Annotated in this window: 17 protein-coding genes; 10 read left to right on the top strand and 7 right to left on the bottom strand. The window is 65.8% G+C overall.

Annotated elements, in window-relative coordinates; genetic code table 11:
* Window positions 1-103: 103 nt before the first annotated feature.
* The 7 genes from CGX12_RS10440 (at window position 104) to CGX12_RS10470 (ending at window position 6808) form a co-directional block, all read left to right on the top strand.
* Entirely contained in the window at window positions 104-379 is a 276-nt protein-coding gene (locus CGX12_RS10440; RefSeq protein WP_254918263.1) for a RodZ domain-containing protein, read from the top strand.
* Window positions 380-398: 19 nt separating this feature from the next.
* Window positions 399-1517: a flavodoxin-dependent (E)-4-hydroxy-3-methylbut-2-enyl-diphosphate synthase gene (ispG, locus tag CGX12_RS10445; protein WP_094039821.1), complete on the top strand. Its 1119-nt coding sequence runs from the start codon at window positions 399-401 to the stop codon at window positions 1515-1517.
* Between the two features lie 43 nt (window positions 1518-1560).
* The gene (hisS, locus tag CGX12_RS10450; RefSeq protein WP_094039822.1) at window positions 1561-2838 is read left to right on the top strand and encodes a histidine--tRNA ligase; all 1278 of its coding nucleotides are present in this window, start codon (window positions 1561-1563) and stop codon (window positions 2836-2838) included.
* The gene (locus tag CGX12_RS10455) at window positions 2839-3483 is read left to right on the top strand and encodes a YfgM family protein (RefSeq protein WP_094039823.1); all 645 of its coding nucleotides are present in this window, start codon (window positions 2839-2841) and stop codon (window positions 3481-3483) included.
* A gap of 2 nt (window positions 3484-3485) precedes the next feature.
* The gene (gene bamB / locus CGX12_RS10460; protein WP_094039824.1) at window positions 3486-4658 is read left to right on the top strand and encodes an outer membrane protein assembly factor BamB; all 1173 of its coding nucleotides are present in this window, start codon (window positions 3486-3488) and stop codon (window positions 4656-4658) included.
* A 73-nt stretch (window positions 4659-4731) separates the two neighbouring features.
* On the top strand, window positions 4732-6234 hold the full coding sequence (gene der / locus CGX12_RS10465; RefSeq protein ID WP_094039844.1) for a ribosome biogenesis GTPase Der: 1503 nt from the start codon (window positions 4732-4734) through the stop codon (window positions 6232-6234).
* A 133-nt stretch (window positions 6235-6367) separates the two neighbouring features.
* A complete protein-coding gene (locus CGX12_RS10470; RefSeq protein ID WP_094039825.1) occupies window positions 6368-6808 on the top strand; it encodes a universal stress protein in 441 nt (146 codons plus the stop codon).
* Between the two features lie 38 nt (window positions 6809-6846).
* Here the strand turns inward: CGX12_RS10470 and CGX12_RS19865 are convergent, their stop codons facing one another.
* Together CGX12_RS19865 and mltF are read right to left on the bottom strand one after the other, a co-directional pair.
* Window positions 6847-6990: a hypothetical protein gene (locus CGX12_RS19865; RefSeq protein WP_176442045.1), complete on the bottom strand. Its 144-nt coding sequence runs from the start codon at window positions 6988-6990 to the stop codon at window positions 6847-6849.
* Between the two features lie 95 nt (window positions 6991-7085).
* On the bottom strand, window positions 7086-8501 hold the full coding sequence (gene mltF / locus CGX12_RS10475) for a membrane-bound lytic murein transglycosylase MltF (protein ID WP_254918264.1): 1416 nt from the start codon (window positions 8499-8501) through the stop codon (window positions 7086-7088).
* Between the two features lie 192 nt (window positions 8502-8693).
* Between mltF and purL the strand changes: the two genes are divergently transcribed.
* Together purL and CGX12_RS10485 are read left to right on the top strand one after the other, a co-directional pair.
* Window positions 8694-12584 carry a phosphoribosylformylglycinamidine synthase gene (purL, locus tag CGX12_RS10480; RefSeq protein WP_094039827.1) on the top strand — a complete coding sequence of 1297 codons (3891 nt, stop codon included), beginning with the start codon at window positions 8694-8696 and terminating at the stop codon, window positions 12582-12584.
* Between the two features lie 177 nt (window positions 12585-12761).
* Window positions 12762-14516, top strand: coding sequence for a putative bifunctional diguanylate cyclase/phosphodiesterase (locus CGX12_RS10485; protein ID WP_094039828.1), 1755 nt, complete (start codon window positions 12762-12764; stop codon window positions 14514-14516).
* A 2-nt stretch (window positions 14517-14518) separates the two neighbouring features.
* Here the strand turns inward: CGX12_RS10485 and CGX12_RS10490 are convergent, their stop codons facing one another.
* Complete coding sequence (locus CGX12_RS10490) at window positions 14519-15064, bottom strand: YceB family lipoprotein (RefSeq protein ID WP_094039829.1); 546 nt, start codon at window positions 15062-15064, stop codon at window positions 14519-14521.
* A 75-nt stretch (window positions 15065-15139) separates the two neighbouring features.
* Between CGX12_RS10490 and cls the strand changes: the two genes are divergently transcribed.
* Entirely contained in the window at window positions 15140-16597 is a 1458-nt protein-coding gene (gene cls, locus CGX12_RS10495; protein ID WP_094039830.1) for a cardiolipin synthase, read from the top strand.
* Between the two features lie 192 nt (window positions 16598-16789).
* Here cls and CGX12_RS10500 read toward each other — a convergent pair whose 3' ends face one another.
* The 4 genes from CGX12_RS10500 to radD form a co-directional block, all read right to left on the bottom strand.
* Window positions 16790-18004, bottom strand: coding sequence for a pyridoxal phosphate-dependent aminotransferase (locus tag CGX12_RS10500; RefSeq protein ID WP_094039831.1), 1215 nt, complete (start codon window positions 18002-18004; stop codon window positions 16790-16792).
* A gap of 271 nt (window positions 18005-18275) precedes the next feature.
* On the bottom strand, window positions 18276-18539 hold the full coding sequence (locus CGX12_RS10505) for a GrxA family glutaredoxin (RefSeq protein WP_094039832.1): 264 nt from the start codon (window positions 18537-18539) through the stop codon (window positions 18276-18278).
* Window positions 18540-18615: 76 nt separating this feature from the next.
* Entirely contained in the window at window positions 18616-20046 is a 1431-nt protein-coding gene (dacB, locus tag CGX12_RS10510; protein WP_094039833.1) for a D-alanyl-D-alanine carboxypeptidase/D-alanyl-D-alanine endopeptidase, read from the bottom strand.
* Between the two features lie 68 nt (window positions 20047-20114).
* Window positions 20115-21860, bottom strand: coding sequence for a DNA repair helicase RadD (gene radD, locus CGX12_RS10515; protein ID WP_094039834.1), 1746 nt, complete (start codon window positions 21858-21860; stop codon window positions 20115-20117).
* Window positions 21861-21897 lie beyond the last annotated feature (37 nt).

A 21897-nucleotide genomic window follows, 5' to 3' on the forward strand; every position in this document is an offset into this window, starting at 1 on the left:
CTGTACCCGACCCTGCGCCGTTCTGCTGCAGCGTGAGCTGGCGGCCATATGAGGGTCCAGCACTGGCCGAAAGGACTCGCCCCCCTCTGGCGCCATGCGGTATTTGGCGTCGGTCACGCGTGCCGCCCGCACGCGCCTCAGGCAGGACAGCGCGACCTCCAGGTTCGACTGCTGGATCCAGATCACCGACAGCCGGGGTCGGGTGCTGGCCGAAGGCGTGAAAAAGGCCAACGACAGCCTGGCGCTGGAAGGGGAACCGCCCTTTCGGCTGGTGCTGGGCGCGCCCCGGGCGGCCAGCGTCGAATACATGAACCAGGCGGTGGATCTGTCTTCCTTCAGTGCCGGCCGGGTGGCCCGCCTCACCGTCCCCCAATCCTGATCGAATCAAGAGTAGAGCAATGTCTCAGCACCAGTCTCCGATAGTTCGCCGCCAATCCAAACAGATCCGTGTCGGCTCCGTGCTGGTGGGGGGGGACGCCCCCATCAGCGTGCAGACCATGACCAATACCCTGACCACGGACGTGGCGGCCACCCTGGCCCAGATCCGGGCGGTGGAGAAGGCCGGCGCCGACATAGTACGGGTATCGGTGCCCACCATGGAGGCGGCGGAAGCCTTCAGGGCCATCCGGGCCGGCACCAGCATGCCGCTGGTGGCCGATATCCACTTCGATTACCGCATCGCCCTGCAGGTGGCCGAATACGGCGCCGATTGCCTGCGCATCAACCCGGGCAACATCGGCCGGGAGGACAGGGTGCGGGCGGTGGTGGACTGCGCCCGGGACAAGGGCATTCCCATCCGCATCGGGGTCAACGGCGGCTCCCTGGAGCGTGATCTGCAGGAGAAGTACGGCGAGCCCACGCCACAGGCCCTGGTGGAGTCGGCCCTGCGTCACGTGGACATTCTCGACAAGCTCAACTTTGACCAGTTCAAGGTCAGCGTCAAGGCCTCGGACGTCTTCCTGGCGGTGGGCGCCTACCGGGAGCTGGCACGGCAGATAGTGCAGCCCCTGCATCTGGGCATCACCGAAGCCGGCGGCTTTCGCAGCGGCGCGGTCAAGTCGGCCATCGGCCTCGGCATGCTGCTGGCGGAAGGCATCGGCGACACCCTGCGGGTGTCGCTGGCGGCGGATCCGGTGGAAGAAGTCAAGGTCGGCTTCGACATCCTCAAGTCCCTGCGTATCCGTTCCCGGGGCATCAACTTCATCGCCTGTCCGTCCTGCTCCCGCCAGGAGTTCGACGTCATCGGCACCGTCAATGCCCTGGAAAGCCGGCTGGAGGACATCGTCACCCCCATGGACGTGTCCATCATCGGCTGCGTGGTCAATGGCCCGGGCGAGGCCCTGGTCTCCGATCTGGGGCTGGCCGGCGCCCAGCGCAAGAGCGCCCTGTACGACGGCGGCAACCGGGTCGACCGGCTCGACAATAGCACCCTGGTGGACGAGCTGGAGAGCCGCATTCGTGCCAAGGTGGCCAGGCTGGATCCGGCGGGCCGCATCCCGGTGCAGTCCAAGGACTGATATTCCCCCTTTCCTTCATGTTTCAAGAACAGAGATAGTTGTTGTGGCCAAACAGATTCAAGCAATTCGTGGAATGAACGACTGCCTGCCGGAGCAGACGCCGGCCTGGCAACAGGCGGAGGCGGTGCTGCGCGACACCATGAACGCCTACGGCTATGCGGAGATCCGCCTGCCCATCATGGAGGTCACCGGATTGTTCCAGCGGGCCATCGGCGAGGTGACCGACGTGGTCGAGAAGGAGATGTACACCTTCGAGGATCGCAGCGGCGACAGCCTGACCCTGAGGCCCGAAGGCACCGCCGGTTGCGTGCGCGCCGGCATCGAGCACGGCCTGCTCTACAACCAGGAGCGGCGCATGTGGTACATGGGCCCCATGTTCCGCTACGAGCGGCCGCAGAAGGGCCGCTATCGCCAGTTCCACCAGTTCGGGGTGGAAGTGTTCGGCCTGCATGGCCCGGATATCGACGCCGAACTCATCATGCTCACCGCCCGCCTGTGGAAGGCGCTGGGAGTGAGCGAGCACGTCACCCTTCAGCTCAACAGCCTGGGTGCTCCCGAGGAGCGCTCCGCCTACCGGGACGCCCTGGTGGCCTACCTGGAACAGCACCGGGAGCGGCTCGACGAGGATTGCCGCCGACGCATGTACACCAATCCGCTGCGGGTGCTGGACAGCAAGAACCCCGAGGTGCAGGCGCTGCTGGCGGATGCCCCGGTGTTGTCCGACTACTTCGGCGAGCAGACCCGGGCCCACTTTGCGGGACTGCAGGCCCTGCTTACCGCCGCCGGCATCGGCTTCGAGCTCAACCCCCGCCTGGTGCGCGGCCTGGACTACTACAACCTGACGGTATTCGAGTGGGTCACCGAGAGCCTGGGAGCCCAGGGCACCGTCTGCGGCGGTGGCCGTTACGACGGCCTGGTGGAGCAACTGGGGGGCCAGGCCACCCCGGCGGTGGGCTTTGCCATGGGCATGGAGCGCCTGGTACTGCTGCTGGAGACCTTGCAGCGGGTGGCGCCGCAGCCGGCCCTGGCCGACGTCTATGTGGCGGCGGCGGGCGAGGGTGCCCAGGCGGCGGGCTTCGCCCTGGCCGAGCGGCTGCGGGATCAACTGCCCGGGTTGCGGGTGATGAGCCATTGCGGCGGCGGCAACTTCAAGAAACAGCTCAAGCGCGCCGACAAGAGCGGGGCGGCCATCGCGCTCATCCTGGGCGAAGAGGAAATCGCCCGGGGCGAGGTGACGGTGAAGTATTTGCGCGGCCAGGGCGAGCAGCAGACCCTGGCTCTGGATGAAGTCATCGAACAGCTCAAGCAAAAGGGGATCTGAGTGGATATCTACAGCACTGAAGAACAACAACTGGATGCCCTCAAGCGCTGGTGGCAGGAATACGGCAAGGCCATCATCCTGGGCTCGGTACTCGGCCTGGGCGGCCTGTTCGGCTGGCGTTACTACCAGAGTTACCAGATAGAGAGCCGCTCCGCGGGGGCCGAGTCTTTCGAGCAGATCAGTCAGCGCCTGGCGGTCGAGGGCAGTGCCGCCTTCGCCGAGGCGAGCGCCTTCGTCGAACAGAACAGGGGCAACAACTACGGTGAGCTGGCCGCCCTGCTGCTGGCGGCCGAAGCGGTGCGTGCCAACGATCTGGCCCTGGCCCGGCAGCAGCTGGAGCTGGCCCTGGCCGGCACCAAGGACGCCGTGCTGGCCGACACCATCAACCTGCGCCTGGCCCGGGTTCTGCTGGCCCAGAACGAGCCGGCGGCGGCCCAGACCCGTCTCGATCAGGTCAAGAGCGACGCCTTTGCCGCCCTGAAGAGCGAGGTGCAGGGCGATCTCTTCCTTGCCGAGGCGCAGCTCGATGCGGCCCGCGACGCCTACCGGGCGGCGCTGGACGCGGGCGGCCTGGCCGACAACCCCGGCCTGCAGCTCAAGCTCGACAACCTGGCGATTGCCACCGAACTCGGCGATGAGGAATGACCATGGCTAACCACCTGATGCGGATGCTGCCCCTGGTGCTGGGGCTTGGTCTTGCGGCCTGCTCCAGCCAGGAGCCGGTGGCGCCAGCCAGCCCCCTGCCCGAGATCAGCAATGCCTTCACCGCCAAACCCCGCTGGTCGGCGTCGGTCGGCCAGGGCGTGGGCGACTTCTACTCCCAGTTGCGGCCCGTGGTGGACGGGGAGCGGATCTTCGCCGCCTCCCGGGACGGGGTGCTGGCCGCCTACGACCGGAGCAGCGGCAAGCGCCAGTGGCAGACCCGGCTCGACAAGCTCGATATCAACAAGAACCAGCGCAGCCCCCGCATTTCCGGCGGCCTGACCGCCGCCTACGGCAACCTCTATTTCGGCTCCGAGAACGGCATCGTCTACGCCGTGTCCCAGGCCGACGGCGAGGTGCGCTGGACCCGGGAAGTGCCGGGCGAGGTGCTGGCGGCGCCGGCGGTGGACGAAGGCAAGGTGGTGGTGCACACCAGCGCCGGCAACCTGGTGGCGCTGGACTCGGACAGCGGCGCGCCCCAGTGGCTGCTGCGCAACGAGCAGCCCAGCCTGACCCTGCGCAGCATGTCGACCCCGGTCACCGCCGGCGGCGCCGTGCTCTACGGCCGGGCCGACGGCCGACTGGGCATAGTGCTGCTGGCCAACGGCCAGCCGGTGCGCGACACCCGTATCGCCAGCCCCCGGGGCGCGACCGAGCTGGAGCGGATGGTGGACGTGGCGTCCCGGCCGGTTATTCTGGGCGATATCCTGTTCGCTATCGCCTATAATGGCCAACTGACCGCCCATCAGCTCATCTCCGGGCAGGAACTGTGGAAGCGCCAGTACCAGGGCTCGCGGGATCTGAGTACCGACGGCGGCCGGCTCTACATCAGCGACAGCCGCAGCCATCTGTTCGCGGTGGATGCGCGCAGCGGCATGGAGCTGTGGTCCAACACCGAGCTGGAAAACCGCCAGCTGACCGCCCCGGCGGTGTTCGGCGACCACCTGGTGGTCGGGGATGCCGAGGGCTACCTGTACTGGCTGGATCGGCAGAGCGGGGTGCTCAAGTCGTTGCAGCGCATCGACAGCAAGGGGCTCTATGGCGCCCCGGTCGTGGCCGGCGATACCCTTTACGTGCAAAGCCGCAGCGGCGATCTGGTGGCCATCGGCCAGCCCTGATCCGGCGGAAACCGGCACCACCGGCTCCTGATCTCGCGTCAGGAGCCGTTATTGTTTTTTGGAGACCCTGTTTATGATGCCTGTAGTGGCTCTGGTGGGCCGCCCCAACGTGGGCAAGTCCACCCTTTTCAACCGACTGACCCGGACCCGGGACGCCCTGGTGGCGGATTTTCCCGGCCTGACCCGTGATCGCAAGTATGGCCAGGCCAGGGTGGGCGAGCTGGAGTTCATCGTGGTCGACACCGGCGGTATCGACGGCAGCGAGGAAGGCATCGAGCTGAAGATGGCCGAGCAGTCCCTGGCCGCCATCGACGAAGCGGACGTGGTGCTGTTCATGGTCGACGCCCGGGCCGGCCTGACGGTGGCCGACGAAGCCATCGCCAACCACCTGCGCCGCTGCGAGAAAAAGACCCTGCTGGTGGCCAACAAGACCGACGGCATCGACGCCGACTCGGCGGTGAGCGAGTTCTACCTGCTCGGCCTGGGCGACATCCACCAGATCGCCGCCGCCCACGGCCGCGGCGTGCTGAGCCTGCTGGAAACCGCCCTGGCGCCCCAGCTGGAAGCCCTGGCGGCAGAGCGGGAAGCGGTGGAGGCCGATGAGGCCGACGGCGAGGCGCTGGAGTTCGACGAGCAGGAGCTCGCCGAGGCCATGGAAGCCCTCGACGAACTGGAAGACGAAGAGGCCACGCCCTTCGAGGATCTGCCGATCAAGCTGGCCATCGTCGGCCGGCCCAACGTGGGCAAGTCCACCCTCACCAACCGCATCCTCGGCGAGGAGCGGGTGGTGGTGTACGACATGCCCGGCACCACCCGGGACTCGGTCTATATCCCCATGCAGCGGGACGAGCGGGACTTCATCCTGATCGACACCGCCGGGGTGCGCCGGCGCGGCAAGGTGCACGAGGCGGTGGAAAAGTTCTCGGTGATCAAGACCCTGCAGGCCATCGAGGACGCCAACGTGGTGCTGCTGGTGCTGGACGCCCGGGAAGGCATCTCCGATCAGGATCTCAGCCTGCTCGGCTTCGTGCTCAACGCCGGCCGCAGCATCGTCATCGCGGTCAACAAGTGGGACGGCCTCAGCCAGGAGGTGAAGGACGACATCAAGCGCGAGCTGGATCGGCGCCTCGGCTTTATCGACTTCGCCCGTCTGCACTTTATTTCGGCCCTGCACGGCAGCGGCGTGGGCAACCTGTTCGGCTCCGTGGTCGAGGCCTACGAGTCCGCCACCAAGCGGGTGAGCACCTCCATGCTGACCCGCATCATGCAGATGGCCCAGGACGACCATCAGCCGCCCCTGGTGCGCGGCCGTCGGGTCAAGCTGAAGTACGCCCACGCCGGCGGCTACAACCCGCCACGCATCATAGTGCACGGCAACCAGGTCAAGGATCTGCCGGACTCCTACAAGCGTTACCTGATCAACTACTTCCGCCGCTCCCTGCAGATCATGGGCACGCCCATCCGGGTGGAGTTCCAGGAAGGGGACAACCCCTACGCCGGCGTCAAGAACAAGCTGACGGCGACCCAGTTGCGCAAGCGCAAGCGGTTGATGAAATTCATCAAGAAAAAATCCTGACCCCAGAACGCCGGCATTGCCGGCGTTCTGCTTTGTTGCCGCTGCCCCTGAGCTGGATCACGCCTCGTCCGGGGTTCTGGTCTAGGCTGAATACGGGGCCGCCGGGGCGGCGTCAGGTCAAGGAGAAACGATAATGTACAAATCACTGCTGGTCGCCGTGGATGGTTCCAAATACGGCAAGAAAGCGCTGGAGCTGGCCGCCTACCTGGCCTGCCAGGACGATGCCAGCCTCCATATAGTGCATGTTCCCGAGGTGTTGTCCCACGATGCCACCCTGGTGTGGGGGATTGGGGCGGTGTCCATCGAGGCTGGACGCCAGGAGCTGGAGGAGGCGGGCCGGAAGGTCATGGCGCGGGCGGAAGAGCAGGCCCGTGCATTGGGCGTCAAGCACCTGCAGACTCATCTGGTTCAGGGAGAGCCGGCCCGTGCCATCATTCGCACGGCCGAGGAGCTGGGCGTCGATGTCATCGTCATCGGCAGCCGAGGGCTCGGCGATCTGGCCGGCCTGGTGATGGGCAGCATTTCCCACAAGGTGACCCACAGTGCCAAGTGCGGCGTGATCACGGTGCGTTGAGGGGCTGTCCCCGCCAGCCCGCTGGCGGGGGGCGGGAATTATTCGGCGGTGGCCTGGGTCAGAAAATAGGCGTTATTGCGGCGCAGTATCTTGCGGCGAAGATCCTGCATCAATATCTTGCGCCGGGGCGACCAACCGGCCGGCTTGCGCTGTTTCAACAAGGCGCGTCTGCGTTTCAACATGGTGGATTCCCCTTCACAAAACTCGTCTGACAAGACGATGTTGCATTGCTTCACTTGATAGCAGTTTGCCATGCTCGAGTAAAGTGACATTCCGGTTAAAGTGGTGGAACTGTCGACGGGCTCTCACGCTGGGCCGTGGTCAGCCCCGGATCCGTGCCGGGTGCGTGCAGCCACTGCAGGCTCTGGTAGTACTGGCGCACGTTGTTGACGAACTTCTGCGCCTCCCGCCCCCGGGCATAGCCGTAGCGGGTCTGGCTGTGCCAGCGCGGCTGGTGCAGCAGCGGCAGGTTCTCCTTGACCTGGCTCCAGGAGTTCGGATCCTGCTCCCTCATCTTGGTCAGCCGGCGCACGTCCAGCACATGGCCCAGGCCCAGGTTGTAGGCGGCCAGCGCAAACCAGATCCGTTCATCCTCCGGTATGGCCTCCGGCAGCCGGCCCATCAGCGACGCCAGGTACTGGGCGCCGCCGCGGATGCTCTGCTCCGGATCCAGCCGATCCTCCACCCCGAGCTGGCGGGCGGTGTCCTCGGTCAGCATCATCATGCCGCGCACCCCGGTGTAGGAACGGGCCCTGGGGTCCCAGTGGGACTCCTGGTAGCTCACCGCCGCCAGCAGGCGCCAGTCCAGCTCGCCGGCATGGCGCTCGAACAGGGGCTGGTAGCGGGGCAGCAGATCCTCGGCCCGGCGCAGGAAGGTGCGGGTGTCCACATAGTCGAAGTCCTGCACATGGCCGAAGTACTTTTCGTTCAGCCGGGCCAGGGTGCCGGCCTGTTGCTGCTCGTTGAAAAAGCTCAGCATCTTGCCGAGCAGGCTGTCGTCGTCGCGCCGGTCGATGACCCAGGCCACCGGCTGGGGATCGCCCAGGCTGAAGGCCGCCTCCACATTGGGGTAGTAGCGTTGGGTGCGGGCCAGCAGGGTATCCTCCACCAGGGTGTGGGCGGCGCGCCCTTCCGCCACCTGGCGCAGCAGATCCTCCGCATCCGCATCCCGTCGCGTTTCCCAGTTCAGTTCGGGCAACTGCTGTTGCAGCCCATGCAACCATTCGGCCTGGCTGGAGCCGGCCAGCACCCGGATGTCGCCCGCTATCTGTTCGGGCTCCTTGGGCCGGGGCTGGCCCTTGCGGTAGACCAGGGTCTGGGCCACTTCGTAGTAACTGGGCCCGAAACGATAGTGCTGGCGGCGCAGGGGGGTACTGGTGAGGCCCGCGGCCAGCATGTCGACCTTGCCGCCGTCGAGCAGGGCGAAGAGGTCGTCCAGGTTGTAGGCCGGAACCATCCGAAGCTCGACGCCCAGGCTGTCGGCGAACAGCCGGGCCAGTTCGTAATCCAGGCCTTCCTGCTGCTCGTCGCGCAGGAAATAGTAGAGGGGATGGTAGAGGGTGCCGACCCTGAGTTCACCGCGGGCCTGGATCTGGGCCTGCTGGGTCTTGGGCTGGGACTCGGCCTCGCAGCCGGCCAGGGTCAGCAGGCCGAACAGCAGGGTGGCTTTGGAAAGGCTAACAATACGGCGCAACAGCGAATCCTCATTCTGGGCAACCGACATTTTATAGCAGAAGTCGACTTCTTCGTCAGGTAATTGCCGGTATCGGCGGCGTCAGGCCCAGGACAAGGCTCGGGAAATCGGCGTCGACAGGGCAGGGGTGTAAACCTATAATACCGCCAATTTCTCAACCCCCCATTCACTCACGCTTTGAGAATAGCCACTATGGAAATACTGAGAGGCTCGCCGGCCTTATCCGGTTTCAGGACCCAGGCCCTGGTTCGCCGTGCCCAGGAGCAGAACCTGCCCCTGCTGGGAGTCGAAACCGAGTATGTGCACTTTGTCGCGCTGAACGCCAACCTCGAGGGCGACAGCCGACAAACCCTGAGCCAGCTGCTCGACAGCCCCGCTCAGGGCATCACCCCGGCCGCCGGCAGCCTGCTGGTCCTGGTTACCCCCCGTCCCGGCACCCTTTCCCCCTGGTCCAGCAAGGCCACCGACATCGCCCGCAACTGCGGCCTGGGCCAGGTCAAGCGCATCGAGCGCGGCATCGCCTATTACCTGAGCTTCGAGCGTGAGCCTTCGGCCGTTGAGCTCGACGCCATCAAGGGCCTGCTGCACGACCGCATGACCGAAACGACCCTCGACAGCCTGGATGCCGCCGCCTGCCTGTTCGTGGAGGCCGAGCCGGCGCCCCTGACCAGCGTGGACATCCTCGCCGGCGGCCGCGCCGCCCTGGCCGAGGCCAACCAGCGCATGGGCCTGGCCCTGGCGGAAGACGAAATCGACTACCTTTATGAAGGCTTCAGCGGCCTGGGGCGCAACCCCAACGACATCGAACTCTACATGTTTGCCCAGGCCAACTCCGAGCACTGCCGGCACAAGATTTTCAACGCCGACTGGACCATAGACGGCATCGAGCAGCCCAAGTCCCTGTTCAAGATGATCAAGAACACCTTCGAGCAGGTGCCCGATCATGTGCTGTCCGCCTACAAGGACAACGCCGCCGTCATGGTGGGCTCGCCCGCCGGCCGCTTCTTCCCCAGCCCCAACTCCGGCGAGTACCTCTACCACCAGGAAGACATCCATATCCTGATGAAGGTGGAAACCCACAACCACCCCACCGCCATCTCCCCCTACCCGGGCGCCGCCACCGGCTCCGGCGGCGAGATCCGCGACGAGGGTGCCACCGGCCGCGGCTCCAAGCCCAAGGCGGGTTTGGTGGGCTTCAGCGTGTCCAACCTCCGGATCCCGGGTTACCAGCGCCCCTGGGAACAGGATTTCGGCAAGCCCGAGCGCATCGTCAGTGCCCTCGACATCATGATCGACGGCCCCCTGGGCGGCGCCGCCTTCAACAACGAATTCGGCCGTCCGGCCCTGCTCGGCTACTTCCGTACCTACGAGGAGCAGGTATCCAGCTTCAACGGCGAGGAAGTGCGCGGCTACCACAAGCCGATCATGATCGCCGGCGGCCTCGGCAACATCCGCGCCGAGCACGTGCAGAAGGGTGAGATCACCGTCGGCGCCAGGCTGGTGGTGCTGGGTGGCCCGGCCATGAACATCGGCCTGGGCGGCGGTGCCGCTTCCAGCATGGCTTCCGGCCAGTCCAGCGAGGATCTGGACTTCGCCTCGGTGCAGCGCGACAACCCCGAGATGGAGCGGCGCTGCCAGGAAGTGATCGATCGCTGCTGGGCCCTGGGCGACGCCAACCCCATCCAGTTCATCCACGACGTGGGCGCCGGCGGCCTGTCCAACGCCATGCCCGAGCTGGTCAACGACGGCGGCCGCGGCGGCCGTTTCGAGCTGCGCAATATCCCCAACGACGAACCGGGCATGAGCCCGCTGCAGATCTGGTGCAACGAATCCCAGGAGCGCTACGTGCTGTCGGTGGCCGCCGACCGCCTGGCCGAGTTCGAGGCCATCTGCCGCCGGGAGCGCGCGCCCTTTGCGGTGATCGGCGAGGCCACCGCCGAGCCGCACCTCGGCCTGCACGACAGCCACTTCGACAACCAGCCCATCGACATGCCGCTCAACGTGCTGCTGGGCAAGCCGCCCAAGATGCAGCGGGACGTGGAAAGCCGTACCCACCACAGCCCGGCCCTGGATCTGCACGGCATCAACCTGAAGGAAGCGGCCGAGCGGGTGCTGACCCTGCCCACCGTGGCCGACAAGGGCTTCCTGATCACCATCGGTGACCGCACCGTCACCGGCCTGGTGGCCCGGGATCAGATGGTGGGCCCCTGGCAGGTGCCGGTGGCCGACTGTGCCGTCACCGCCGCCGCCTTCGACACCTACGCCGGCGAGGCCATGTCCATGGGTGAGCGCGCCCCGGTGGCCCTGCTCGACTTCGCCGCCTCCGCCCGCCTGGCGGTGGCCGAGGCCATCACCAACATCGCCGCCACCGACATCGGCGAGCTCAAGCGCATCAAGCTGTCCGCCAACTGGATGTCCGCCGCCGGCCACCCGGGCGAGGACGCCGGCCTGTACGAAGCCGTCAAGGCGGTGGGCGAGGAGCTGTGTCCCGTGCTGGGCCTGACCATCCCCGTGGGCAAGGACTCCATGTCCATGAAGACCCGCTGGCAGCAGGACGGCGAGGACAGGACGGTTACCGCGCCCCTGTCGCTGGTGATCTCCGCCTTTGCCCGGGTCAATGACGTGCGCGCCACCGTCACCCCCTGGCTGCGCAGCGACCAGGGCGAGACCGACCTGATCCTGGTGGATCTGGGCAACGGCAAGAACCGCCTGGGCGCCTCCGCCCTGGCCCAGGTCTATCGCCAGTTGGGCGACAAGCCCGCCGACCTGGACAATCCCGAGCAGCTCAAGGGCTTCTTCTACGCCATCCAGGCGCTGCTGGCCGAGCGCAAGCTGCTGGCCTACCACGACAAGGGCGACGGCGGCCTGTTCGTCACCCTGGCGGAAATGGCCTTCGCCGGCAAGACCGGCCTCGACGTCGAGCTGGATCTGCTCGGCGCCGATCGGCTGGCGGCCCTGTTTAACGAAGAGCTGGGCGCCGTGCTGCAGGTGCGCCGGGAAGACAAGGAAGCGGTGCTCACCTGCCTGGCCGGCCACGGCCTGGCCGCCTGCAGCCACGTGATCGGTCACCTCAACCAGGACGACAGCCTGCGCTTCTTCTTCGCCGGCGAGGAAATCTACGCCCAGCCCCGCGCCGAGCTGCGCCGGCTGTGGTCCGAGACCAGCTACCGCATGCAGGCCCTGCGCGACAACCCCGAGTGCGCCCTGTCCGAGTTCGACGCCAAGCAGGATGCCACCGACCCCGGCCTGTCGGTGTCGCTCAGCTTCGATCCGAAGGAAGACATCGCCGCGCCCTTTATCGCCAAGGGCGTGCATCCCAAGATGGCGATACTGCGCGAGCAGGGCGTCAACTCCCATGTGGAGATGGCGGCCGCCTTCGACCGGGCCGGTTTCACCGCCATCGACGTGCACATGAGCGATCTGCAGAGCGGCCGCCACCGGCTGGACGAGTTCGCCGGCCTGGTGGCTTGTGGCGGCTTCTCCTACGGTGACGTGCTGGGCGCCGGCGGCGGCTGGGCCAAGAGCATACTGTTCAACGAGGCGCTGCGTGCCCAGTTCGAGGCCTTCTTCGCCCGTCCCGACAGCTTCGCCCTGGGGGTGTGCAACGGTTGCCAGATGCTGTCCCGGCTGCGGGATCTGATCCCCGGCGCCGCCCACTGGCCGGACTTCGTGCGCAACGCCTCCGAGCGTTTCGAGGCCCGTTTCAGCCTGGTGGAAGTGCAGGACTCGCCCAGCCTGTTCCTGGCGGGCATGGCCGGCTCGCGCCTGCCCATCGCCGTGTCCCACGGCGAAGGCCGGGTACAGCCGCTGCGCGCCGATATCGCCGCCATCGAGGCGAGCGGCACCGTGGCGCTGCGCTATGTGGACAACCATGGCCAGGCCACCGAGCGCTATCCGTTCAACCCCAACGGCTCCGCCAACGGCATCACCGGCCTGTCCAGCGAGGACGGCCGGGTGACCATCATGATGCCGCACCCGGAGCGGGTGTTCCGCACCGTGGCCAACTCCTGGCATCCGGACGGCTGGGGCGAGGATGGCGGCTGGATGCGCATCTTCCGCAACGCCCGCAAAAACCTCGGCTAGATCGCAAATCGAATCCGGTGTTTCAAGCCCGCAGCAATGCGGGCTTTTTATTTTTCATATGAGTCTATATGATGGAGGCGCCCGAAAAATAACCAGCTGGATCAAGCGTCAAAACCAAAAAAATAAAGGGCGATGAACAGAGCGAATCTCATTCATTCAACCATATAGAGCACGGACATGGACCACAGCGATTTGTTATGGGCAACACCGACGGATCTGCACCAGACCAGCCTGGACGGCTTGCGGGAGCTGGCCAACTCCTCCCTCAACCTGGCCCGGCAGATCATGCAGCATACCCGGGAAGGCATAGTGGTAATGGATCCGCGGGGGCGGGTGATCGGCGTCAATCCGGCCTTCTGCCGGCTCAGCGAGCTGGACGCGGCGGATATCGAAGGCCGCCATATCACCAATATCAACCATGATCTGCACGAGCGCCGCTACTACCGCCAGATCTGGCAGCGCCTGCTGCAGCAAGGGCACTGGCAGGGAGAGGTGCAGCACCATACCCGGCAGGGACGGCTGGCCACCCACTGGCTGATGCTGCACCTGCTGCGCGACGGCCGGGGGCGGGTCAGCCATATCATCGGCATCCTCGACGACATCAGCCGGCTCAAGCAGTCGGAGGAAAAGCTCAGCTACCTGGCTCACCACGATGCCCTCACCGGCACCGCCAACCGCAGCTTCCTGCTGAGCTGGTTCAACAAGGTACGGCTGTCATTGGACGAGGGCGAGCAACTGGCCCTGCTCTTTATCGATCTGGATCGCTTCAAGCCAATCAACGACAGCTTCGGCCACGGGGTGGGGGACCAGGTGCTCAAGGCCCTGGCCGGCCGTCTGCTGGCCCGGGTGGATGCCAACGAGCTGGTGGCCCGCATCGGCGGCGACGAGTTTGTCATGATATGGCGGGGGCGGCTCAGCACCGGCGAACTGCTGGCCAAGGCGGAGCAGTTGCTGGAAGAGCTGGAAGCCCCGGTGCTGGTGGGCGAGTATGAACTGAGCGTGGGGGCCAGCATCGGGGTCAGCCTCTATCCCGAGCACGGGCTGGAAATCGAGACCCTGCTGCGCTACGCCGATACCGCCATGTACGAGGCCAAGACGTTCAGCAGTGCCAAGGTGTGCCTGTTCGACAGCGCCCAGTTTGCCCGCCTGGAACAGCAACATCGTCTGGCCGGCGAGTTCCGCCTGGCGATAGAGCGCCGGCAGCTGTTTCTGGAGTACCAGCCCAAGCTGGAGCTGAGCTCACGGCGCCTGCTCAGCCTGGAGGCGCTGCTGCGCTGGCGCCATCCGGAATTGGGGGTGCTCTACCCTGATCAGTTCCTGCCCGCGGCCAAGGATGCCGGCCTGCTGTGCCGGCTGGCGGACTGGGTGTTCGGCGAGGCGGCGCGGCAATACCGTTGCTGGCGGGAGCAGGGCGGCTGGCAGGGGCGGGTCAGCATCAACCTGAACGGGCTGGAGCTGGAGCAGCACAGGGCCGCCCAGTTGCTCGACATCTTCGCCCGCGAACGGGTCAGCCCGAGCGACTTTATCCTGGAGCTGCGCAGCGACTTCATCATGCGCCGCAGCGAGTCGCTGATGGGCGCCCTGCACGCCTTCCGCAGCGCCGGCATGGCGGTCTACCTCGACAACGTGGGGGAGGGCCGGCTCAGCTTCAGCAAGCTGCGACAGTTGCCCATCGACGGCATCAAGATAGACCGCAGCCTGCTGTCGGATCACTTCGATCCCCTGGATCGGTCGGTGATCCGCTCCCTGCTGCTGTTGTCCCAGACCCTGGGGATAGAGGTGGTGGCCTGCGGGGTGGAAACCGCCGAGCAGATGCAGTTCCTGCACCAGCACGGCTGCAGCTCGGTGCAGGGGCAACTGCTGGCCGCCCCCATGACGGCAGGCCAGCTCGAGGCCTTCTACCGCAACGCCAGCGACGGGCTACGCCACTAGCCTTAATCGAGCCCGTGCAGGGAGAGGCGGCCCGGCGCCAGCTCCAGGCCCAGCACCCTCTCCTTCAACTGGCGCTGCAGCGGGTCTTCCTCATCCAGTACATAGACCGGATACTGGGACAGGTAACCGGCTATGCCCTGCAGCAGCATGGGCAGCATAAAACCGGCCTGGGGCGAGCTGCCGTCCTCGTTCAGCCGATAGCCGAGCAGCTCGAACTCCTCCAGGTAGAGGGCGCCCTGCTCGCTGTCGTAACGGGGACGGGCGCTGAAGTCGCCGCTGATATCCCAGTGATAATGGTTCTCTCCCTGACGGACCGAGACGATGCCCCGGCCCGAGACCCGGGCCTTGTCCGCTTCCTGCCGGCCCAGTTCGACCCCGAGATCCTGCAGCCTGATCCCCGCCGACAGCCATTCCCCCAGGGTGAGCGGGAACTCCCGCCCGAGCTGACGGTTGAGTTCGGTGTTGAGCTGCTGCTCGGTGATGGTCAGGGTTTGCGAGCAAGCAAAACTACTTATCCCAAACGTGATTAAAAAAAGTATAATTTTCATAAGCCTATATCTCTGTCCGGATTCGCTGCATCAGGGACAGTCTGCACCGTCCCGCTTGAAAGGAGCAAGGCGTTTTTGAGTGACTACATCTATACAGTATTGGGCTGGCTGCTGTTTCTCGCCCATACCAGCCTGGTGATAGGGGTGACCCTGAGGGTCATCATGAAGCGCCGGGCGGTGGGCGTGTCGCTGGCCTGGCTGGCGCTCATCTACGCCATTCCCATCCTGGGGGTGGCGGCCTATATCCTGCTCGGCGAGGTGCGCCTGGGTCGCAAGCGGGCGGAGCGGGCCAAGTCCATGTACCGGCCCTATGCGGACTGGATCAACGTGCTGGTATCCCGCTTTCCCGGCCAGCGCTTCGAGGTGAGCGACCCGGTCAGGCCGATCTACGAGCTGGTCAAGGCGCGGCTCAACATGCCGATGCTGAGTGGCAACGGCATGACCCTGCTGCAGCGGCCGGAGCAAATACTGGCGGCGATGCGGGCCGATATCCAGGCCGCGCGCAGCTCCTGTTACCTGGAGTTCTACATCTGGCATCCGGGCGGGCAGGCCGACGAGGTGGCCTACGCCCTGATGGAGGCCGCCCGGCGGGGACTGGACTGCCGGTTGCTGCTGGATTCGGTCGGCAGCGCCGATTTCTTTCGCAGCCGCTGGCCCAAACGGCTGCGGGAAGCGGGGGTCAAGGTGGTGGAGGTGCTGCCGGTGGGTGCCCTGCGGGTGCTGTTCGAGCGCCAGGATCTGCGCATGCACCGCAAACTGGTGGTGATCGACGACGACGTGGCCTATACCGGCTCCATGAACCTGGTGGATCCCTCCTGCTTCAAGCAGGACGCGGGGGTGGGCCAGTGGGTGGACATCATGCTGCGTATCCGCGGCCCCATAGTGCCCATCATCTGGTCCCTGTTCGTGTGGGACTGGGAGATGGAAACCGGCGAACGCCTGCTGGAGCAGCTGGAATACCACCCCATCAGTTGCCTGGACAACCAGCTCAAGCTGCAGTTGCTGCCCTCGGGTCCCTTTATGGGCGGAGACGCCATCCAGCAGAGCCTGCTCACCGCCATTTACCAGGCCAGGCGCAGGCTGGTGCTGATCACCCCCTATTTCGTGCCGGACGACCCCCTGGTGGCCGCCCTTTGCTCGGCGGCGGACAGGGGCGTGGAGGTGCAGCTGGTGCTGCCGGCCAAAAACGACTCGCGCATGGTCAACCACGCCTGCAACGCCTTTTTCGACGAACTGCTGCAGGCGGGGGTGGAGATCCACCTCTATGCCGCCGGCCTGCTGCACACCAAGTGCGTGCTGGTGGATCACCAGTTCGCCCTGGTGGGCACGGTCAACCTGGACAAGCGCAGCCTGTGGCTGAACTTCGAGATGACGCTGTTGGTGGACGACGGCCAGGCCATGGGCGAGCTGCTGCGGCTGGCGGACGATTACCTGAGCGATGCCCGGCCCCTGTCCTGGCTGGAATGGCGCAAGCGCCCGTTGCGCAAGCGGGTGGCGGAAAACCTCTTCTACCTGCTGAGCCCGCTGCTGTAGCCTGCAGCGAGAAGCTGGAGGCTTGCAGGCGGCCGGCGTTGTATAACGACAAGGCGTCATCGTCCGGCGTCGAGCCGGTCTGTGAAAATAAAAATGGCGCTGCATTGCAGCGCCGTGTTTCATTTCGCTTCCAGCTTCCAGCTTCCAGCTTCCAGCTTCCAGCTTCCAGCTTCCAGCTTCCAGCTTCCAGCTTTACTGCTGGTAATGCTTGAGGAAGCGGGCGATACGGCCGACGGCGTCCTCGATATCGTCCACCCGCGGCAGGGTGACCAGGCGGAAGTGGTCGGGCTTGGGCCAGTTGAAACCGGTGCCCTGCACGATCAGCAGTTTTTCCTGCAGCAGCAGGTCGTACACCATCTTCTGATCGTCCTTGATGTCGTATACCTTGGGATCCAGCTTGGGGAACATGTAGATGGCGCCCTTGGGCTTGACGCAGGACACCCCGGGGATCTGGTTGAGCAGCTCCCAGGCCTTGTCCCGCTGCTGGCGCAGCCGGCCACCGGGCAGCACCAGCTCGTTGATGCTCTGGTAGCCGCCCAGCGCCGCCTGGATGCAGTGCTGCATGGGCACGTTGGCGCACAGCCGCATGGAGGCGAGCATCTCCAGCCCCTCGATATAGTCCCGGGCCAGGTGCTTGGGGCCACTGAGCATCATCCAGCCCTGGCGGAAGCCGGCGGCGCGATAGCTCTTCGACAGGCCGTTGAAGGTGGCCACCAGCACGTCGTCGCACAGGGTGCAGACCGAGTGGTGGGCCACGTCGTCGTACAGGATCTTGTCGTAGATCTCGTCGGCGAAGATGATGAGCCGGTTCTGGCGGGCGATTTCCACCACTTCCAGCAGGAACTCGCTGCCGTAGACGGCGCCGGTGGGGTTGTTGGGGTTGATCAGCACTATGCCCTTGGTGCGGGGGCTGATCTTGGCCTTGATGTCGTCCAGGTCCGGGTACCAGTCGGCCTGCTCGTCGCACATATAGTGCACCGCCTTGCCGCCGGACAGGGTAACGGCGGCGGTCCAGAGCGGGTAGTCGGGGGCGGGCACCAGCACCTCGTCACCGTTGTTGAGCAGGGCCTGCATCGACATCACGATCAGCTCCGACACCCCGTTGCCGATGTAGATGTCTTCCAGATCGGTGGTGCGCAGCCCCTTCTGCTGGTAGTACTGCATCACCGCCTTGCGCGCCGAGAAGAGTCCCTTGGAATCGCAGTAGCCCTGGCTGGTGGGCATGTTGAGGATGGCGTCCTTGAGCAGCTCCTCCGGGGCCTCGAAGCCGAAGGGCGCCGGGTTGCCGATATTGAGCTTGAGGATGCGGTGACCCTCGTCCTCCAGGCGGCGGGCCTCCTTGTGGACGGGGCCGCGGATGTCGTAACAGACGTTGTCCAGCTTGTGCGATTTCTCTACGGAATACATGGGTATCAAGGGCCTCGGGTTATGCAACTGCCAGGGAAACCACGGACAGGAGAGGCCGGCATGAGGCGCGGGCTTCGGGAAAGGCGTGTCCGGGAACGGGCAGTACAGACAGTCAATGGCGTCCATGATGGAGCTTTGGCACCCGGATGAAAAGGGGTAAAAGGGAGCTTTGGACGAAAAAAATCCTGAAAATGGCGCTTTGGCGTGAATGTCGGCGTCGGGACGCTGAAAAGGCGGCCTTGCGGCCGCCAGGGCAGGGCAGTGAAAGGAATTACTGGTACAGGTTCAGGTTGGTCTTGGCATAGGCCTCGAAGTCGGTGAAACCGCCGATGTGCTGCTGGTCGAGGAAAATCTGGGGCACCGTCTGCACCGGCTTGCCCACCGTCTTTTCCAGGTCTTCCTTGGAAATGCCCTCGGCGTGGATGTCCACATAACGGAACTTGAAATCGTCGCGCTCGGTGGTGAGCTTTTCCGCCAGCTCCTTGGCGCGAACACAATAGGGGCAACCGGGACGACCAAAAATCACAGCAAACATGGGCTCTCTCCTTAACGGGTTAACGGGGGCCAGTATAAGCAGCCGGGGGGCCCCGGTTAAATCGTTAATCCATTAATTATTGATTGGTTTTAACGATGGAGTCGGCAGCCAGGGCCTGCTCCAGCCACTGCCGCTCGAAGGCCCGGGCCGGCCAGTCGCCTTCGCCCCGGGCCAGTTGCTGCTCCTGTTCGGGACTGATGGACAGGCCGTTTTGCAGCAGCACGAAGGCCTTGCGGCCGCCGTCGGTGTCGATAAAGCCGGCCAGGTTCTGTACATGGGCGATGGTACCGGTCTTGGCCTGCACCCGTCCCTTGAGCGGTGTCTGGAGCACGCTCTTACGGTACTGGAGGGTGCCGCTTTCGCCGCTCACCGGCAGGGCCGCCACCAGCCAGTCGAGCGCCGGGCGCTCTGCCATCACCCGCAGTACCGCCAGCAGATCCGCGGCCCGCAGCAGGTTATGGGCCGACAGGCCGGAGCCGTCCGCCAGCCAGGCGGGACCCAAATCGATGCCGGCCTGCGCTTTCAGGATCTCCCGCACCGCCTGGCCGCCGTTGCGAAAGCTGCCGGGCTGGCCGAAATGCTCGGCGCCCAGGGTGCGCAGCAGGCTGTCGGCGTAGAGGTTGTCGGAGTGGATCAGGATGCGTCGTACCAGTTCCCGCAGGGGCGGCGAGGCGTGGCTGGCGAGCACCGGCCAATCGGCGGCATCCTGCCGGCTGCCGCTGATCCGGCCGGAAAGCGCGATGCCGGCCTGCCCCAGGGCCCAGCGGCTGAGGGCCTCGCCCCAGGCGTCCAGATCCTGGATGGCGAAGCGCAGCGGCCAGGGCTCCTGGCGTGGCCCTGTGCAGCCGCTGAGGTGATAGCGGTTGGGCGGGCTCATGTCCACCTCCAGCTCGCAGAAGCGGGCCCGGCGCTCGGCCTCGCCCAGCACCGCCACCTCGGCGCTCACCGACACCGGCTGGTGCGCCGGCACCGTGGCGCGGGCCGGCTGGCCGAGGCGGGCGTAGAGGGCGCCCTGCACGCAGTTCCTGTCCAGGATCAGCGCCGCCGGCGGTGCCGTGTAGCAGACCCCGAGGTCGTTCCAGGACCAGCCGTTGCCCCTGTCGTAGCCGCCGAAACGGGACTGGTTGAGCAGCAGGTTGCCGCTGATGCGGCGGATGCCGCTGCCGGCCAGCAGATCCCGCAGCTGCTCCCGGGTAAGGCTGGGATCGCCGACAAAGTCGATCAGCAGATCCCCTACCAGCAGGCCGTTTTCGAGCCTGCCCCGGTAGCGCAGCCGGGTTTCATAGCGCCAGTCGGGCCCCAGGGCCAGGGCGCCCGCCAGGCTGGTGAGCAGCTTCTGGGTGGAGGCGGGCTTGAGCAGCTGCTCGGGGTTGTGGCTCTGCTCGATACGGCCGCTGCCGAGGTCGGCCAGCAGCCAGGCGGCCTGGCCGTGCTCCGGCGGCGTGGCCGCCCGGGCGGCCAGGGCGGTAAAAAGAATGGCGAAGCCGGTTAATGCGGTTTTTATCATGGATGTGCTCTTTGGTGATGTCTTGCCTGTGGTCTGCGGGGCCAATATAGCATGCCAGTCTCCGGCCCTTATCCCAATTCATGGGCGCGCCGGTAGCGGCCCTGGTAGTCGAAGATCTTCTCCTTCACCTGCCAGCCCCGTTTGTGCTTGCGGGCGATGACGAAGTCCGGGTGGCGAAAGCGCGCGGCGGCGGCCTCCACCTCGGCCAGGCCGGCGAAATCCGGCTCCAGGCCCGGGGCGGGCCAGTGGGGAGCCACGAAGTCCCGGAAAAAGCGGCCCTTGGGCCCCTTGGCGTCGAAGCCATACCATTGCACCAGCTCGGTGCCGTCCTCGTCGTGATAGGTCACCTTGAGCGCCGGGCCGAACTTGCCCTGCTCCGCCGCCAGCGTCATGCCGGCGCAGCGCAGCACCAGGGCGTCCTTCAGCGCCAGGGCTTCCTTCAGTTGCTTGTCCGGATCCACCAGCAGCTGGCCGCAGTCGTGGCACTGGCGGGCGGCGATGTCGTTTTCCGCCAGACACTGGGGGCACGACTTGAAGCGGAAACGGTAGCCGCATTCCTCCCGCTGGCCCTCGTCGTCTTCGAACAGGCCCTGGCAGCGGCGGCCGAAGTGCTCCAGCACCCGGCCCTCGGCGTCGGTCTTGCCCCAGAAGATATTGGCGAAACCGCAGGCGGGGCAGGGCACCTGCACCTGGGTGCTGTCCGGATGGGGCCTGGGCTCGCCCACTTCGGGGGCGAAGAGGTCCATGTTGTTGCCCGCGTAATCCAGCACCAGGCAGTCGTGCTTGCCCGGCGAAAGGCGCAGGCCCCGGCCCACTATCTGCTGGTACAGGGCCACCGACTGGGTGGGGCGCAGAATGGCGATAAGATCCACATGGGGGGCGTCGAAGCCGGTGGTGAGCACCGCCACATTGACCAGGAACTTCAGCTCCCGGGCCTTGAAGCGGCGGATGATGGCGTCCCGCTCCGGGCCGGGGGTCTCGCCGGTGATCAGCGCGGTCTGCCCGGGCGGCAACAGGCCGGCCACTTCGGCGGCGTGGCGCACGGTGGCGGCGAAGATCATCACCCCTTGCCGGGGCTCGGCGTAGTCCTGAATTTGCGCCACTATGTGGGGGGTGACCCGGGGCTGGCGGGCCAGTTCCCGATCCAGCGCCTGCTCGCTGAACAGCCCCTGCTCATAAAGACGGGAAAAGTCGTAGTGCACCACGGGGGCGTCCACCAGTTGCGGCGGGCACAGGTAACCCTGCTTGATCATCAGCCGCAGCGGCAGCTCGAACAGGCAGTGTGTGAAAAAGCGCGGCGCACGACTGCGCACCATGCCGTGGTGGTGGCTCTGGTAGATCCAGCCCAGCCCCAGACGGTAGGGAGTGGCGGTGAGCCCCAGCACCTTGAGCCTGGGATTGTCCCGACGCAGGTGGTTGACCACCTGCAGGTACTGGCTGTCATCGTCGTCCGACACCCGGTGGCACTCATCGATCACCACCAGGCTGAAGCCGGAAAAGGCGTCCAGGTTGCGTGCCACCGACTGCACCGAGCCGAACACCACCTGGGTATGGGCCTGCTTTTGGCCCAGGCCGGCGGAGAAGATGGCCGCCTCCCGGCCGTAGGCGCTGTACTTGGCGTGGTTCTGCTCCACCAGCTCCTTGACATGGGCCAGCACCAGCACCCGGCCCCGGGCCAGGCGGGCCAGCTCGGCGATCACTAGGCTCTTGCCGGCGCCGGTGGGCAACACCAAAAGTCCCGGCGCATCATGGCGGCGAAAGTAGTCCAGGGTGCGGTCGACCGCGTCCTGCTGATAGGGGCGAAGGGTAAACATCGGGCCTCACATTTGCCCCGGAATAGGGTATCTTTAG

Source organism: Zobellella denitrificans (genome assembly GCF_002237365.1).
In the GTDB taxonomy this organism is placed as follows: Bacteria; Pseudomonadota; Gammaproteobacteria; order Enterobacterales; family Aeromonadaceae; genus Oceanimonas; species Oceanimonas denitrificans.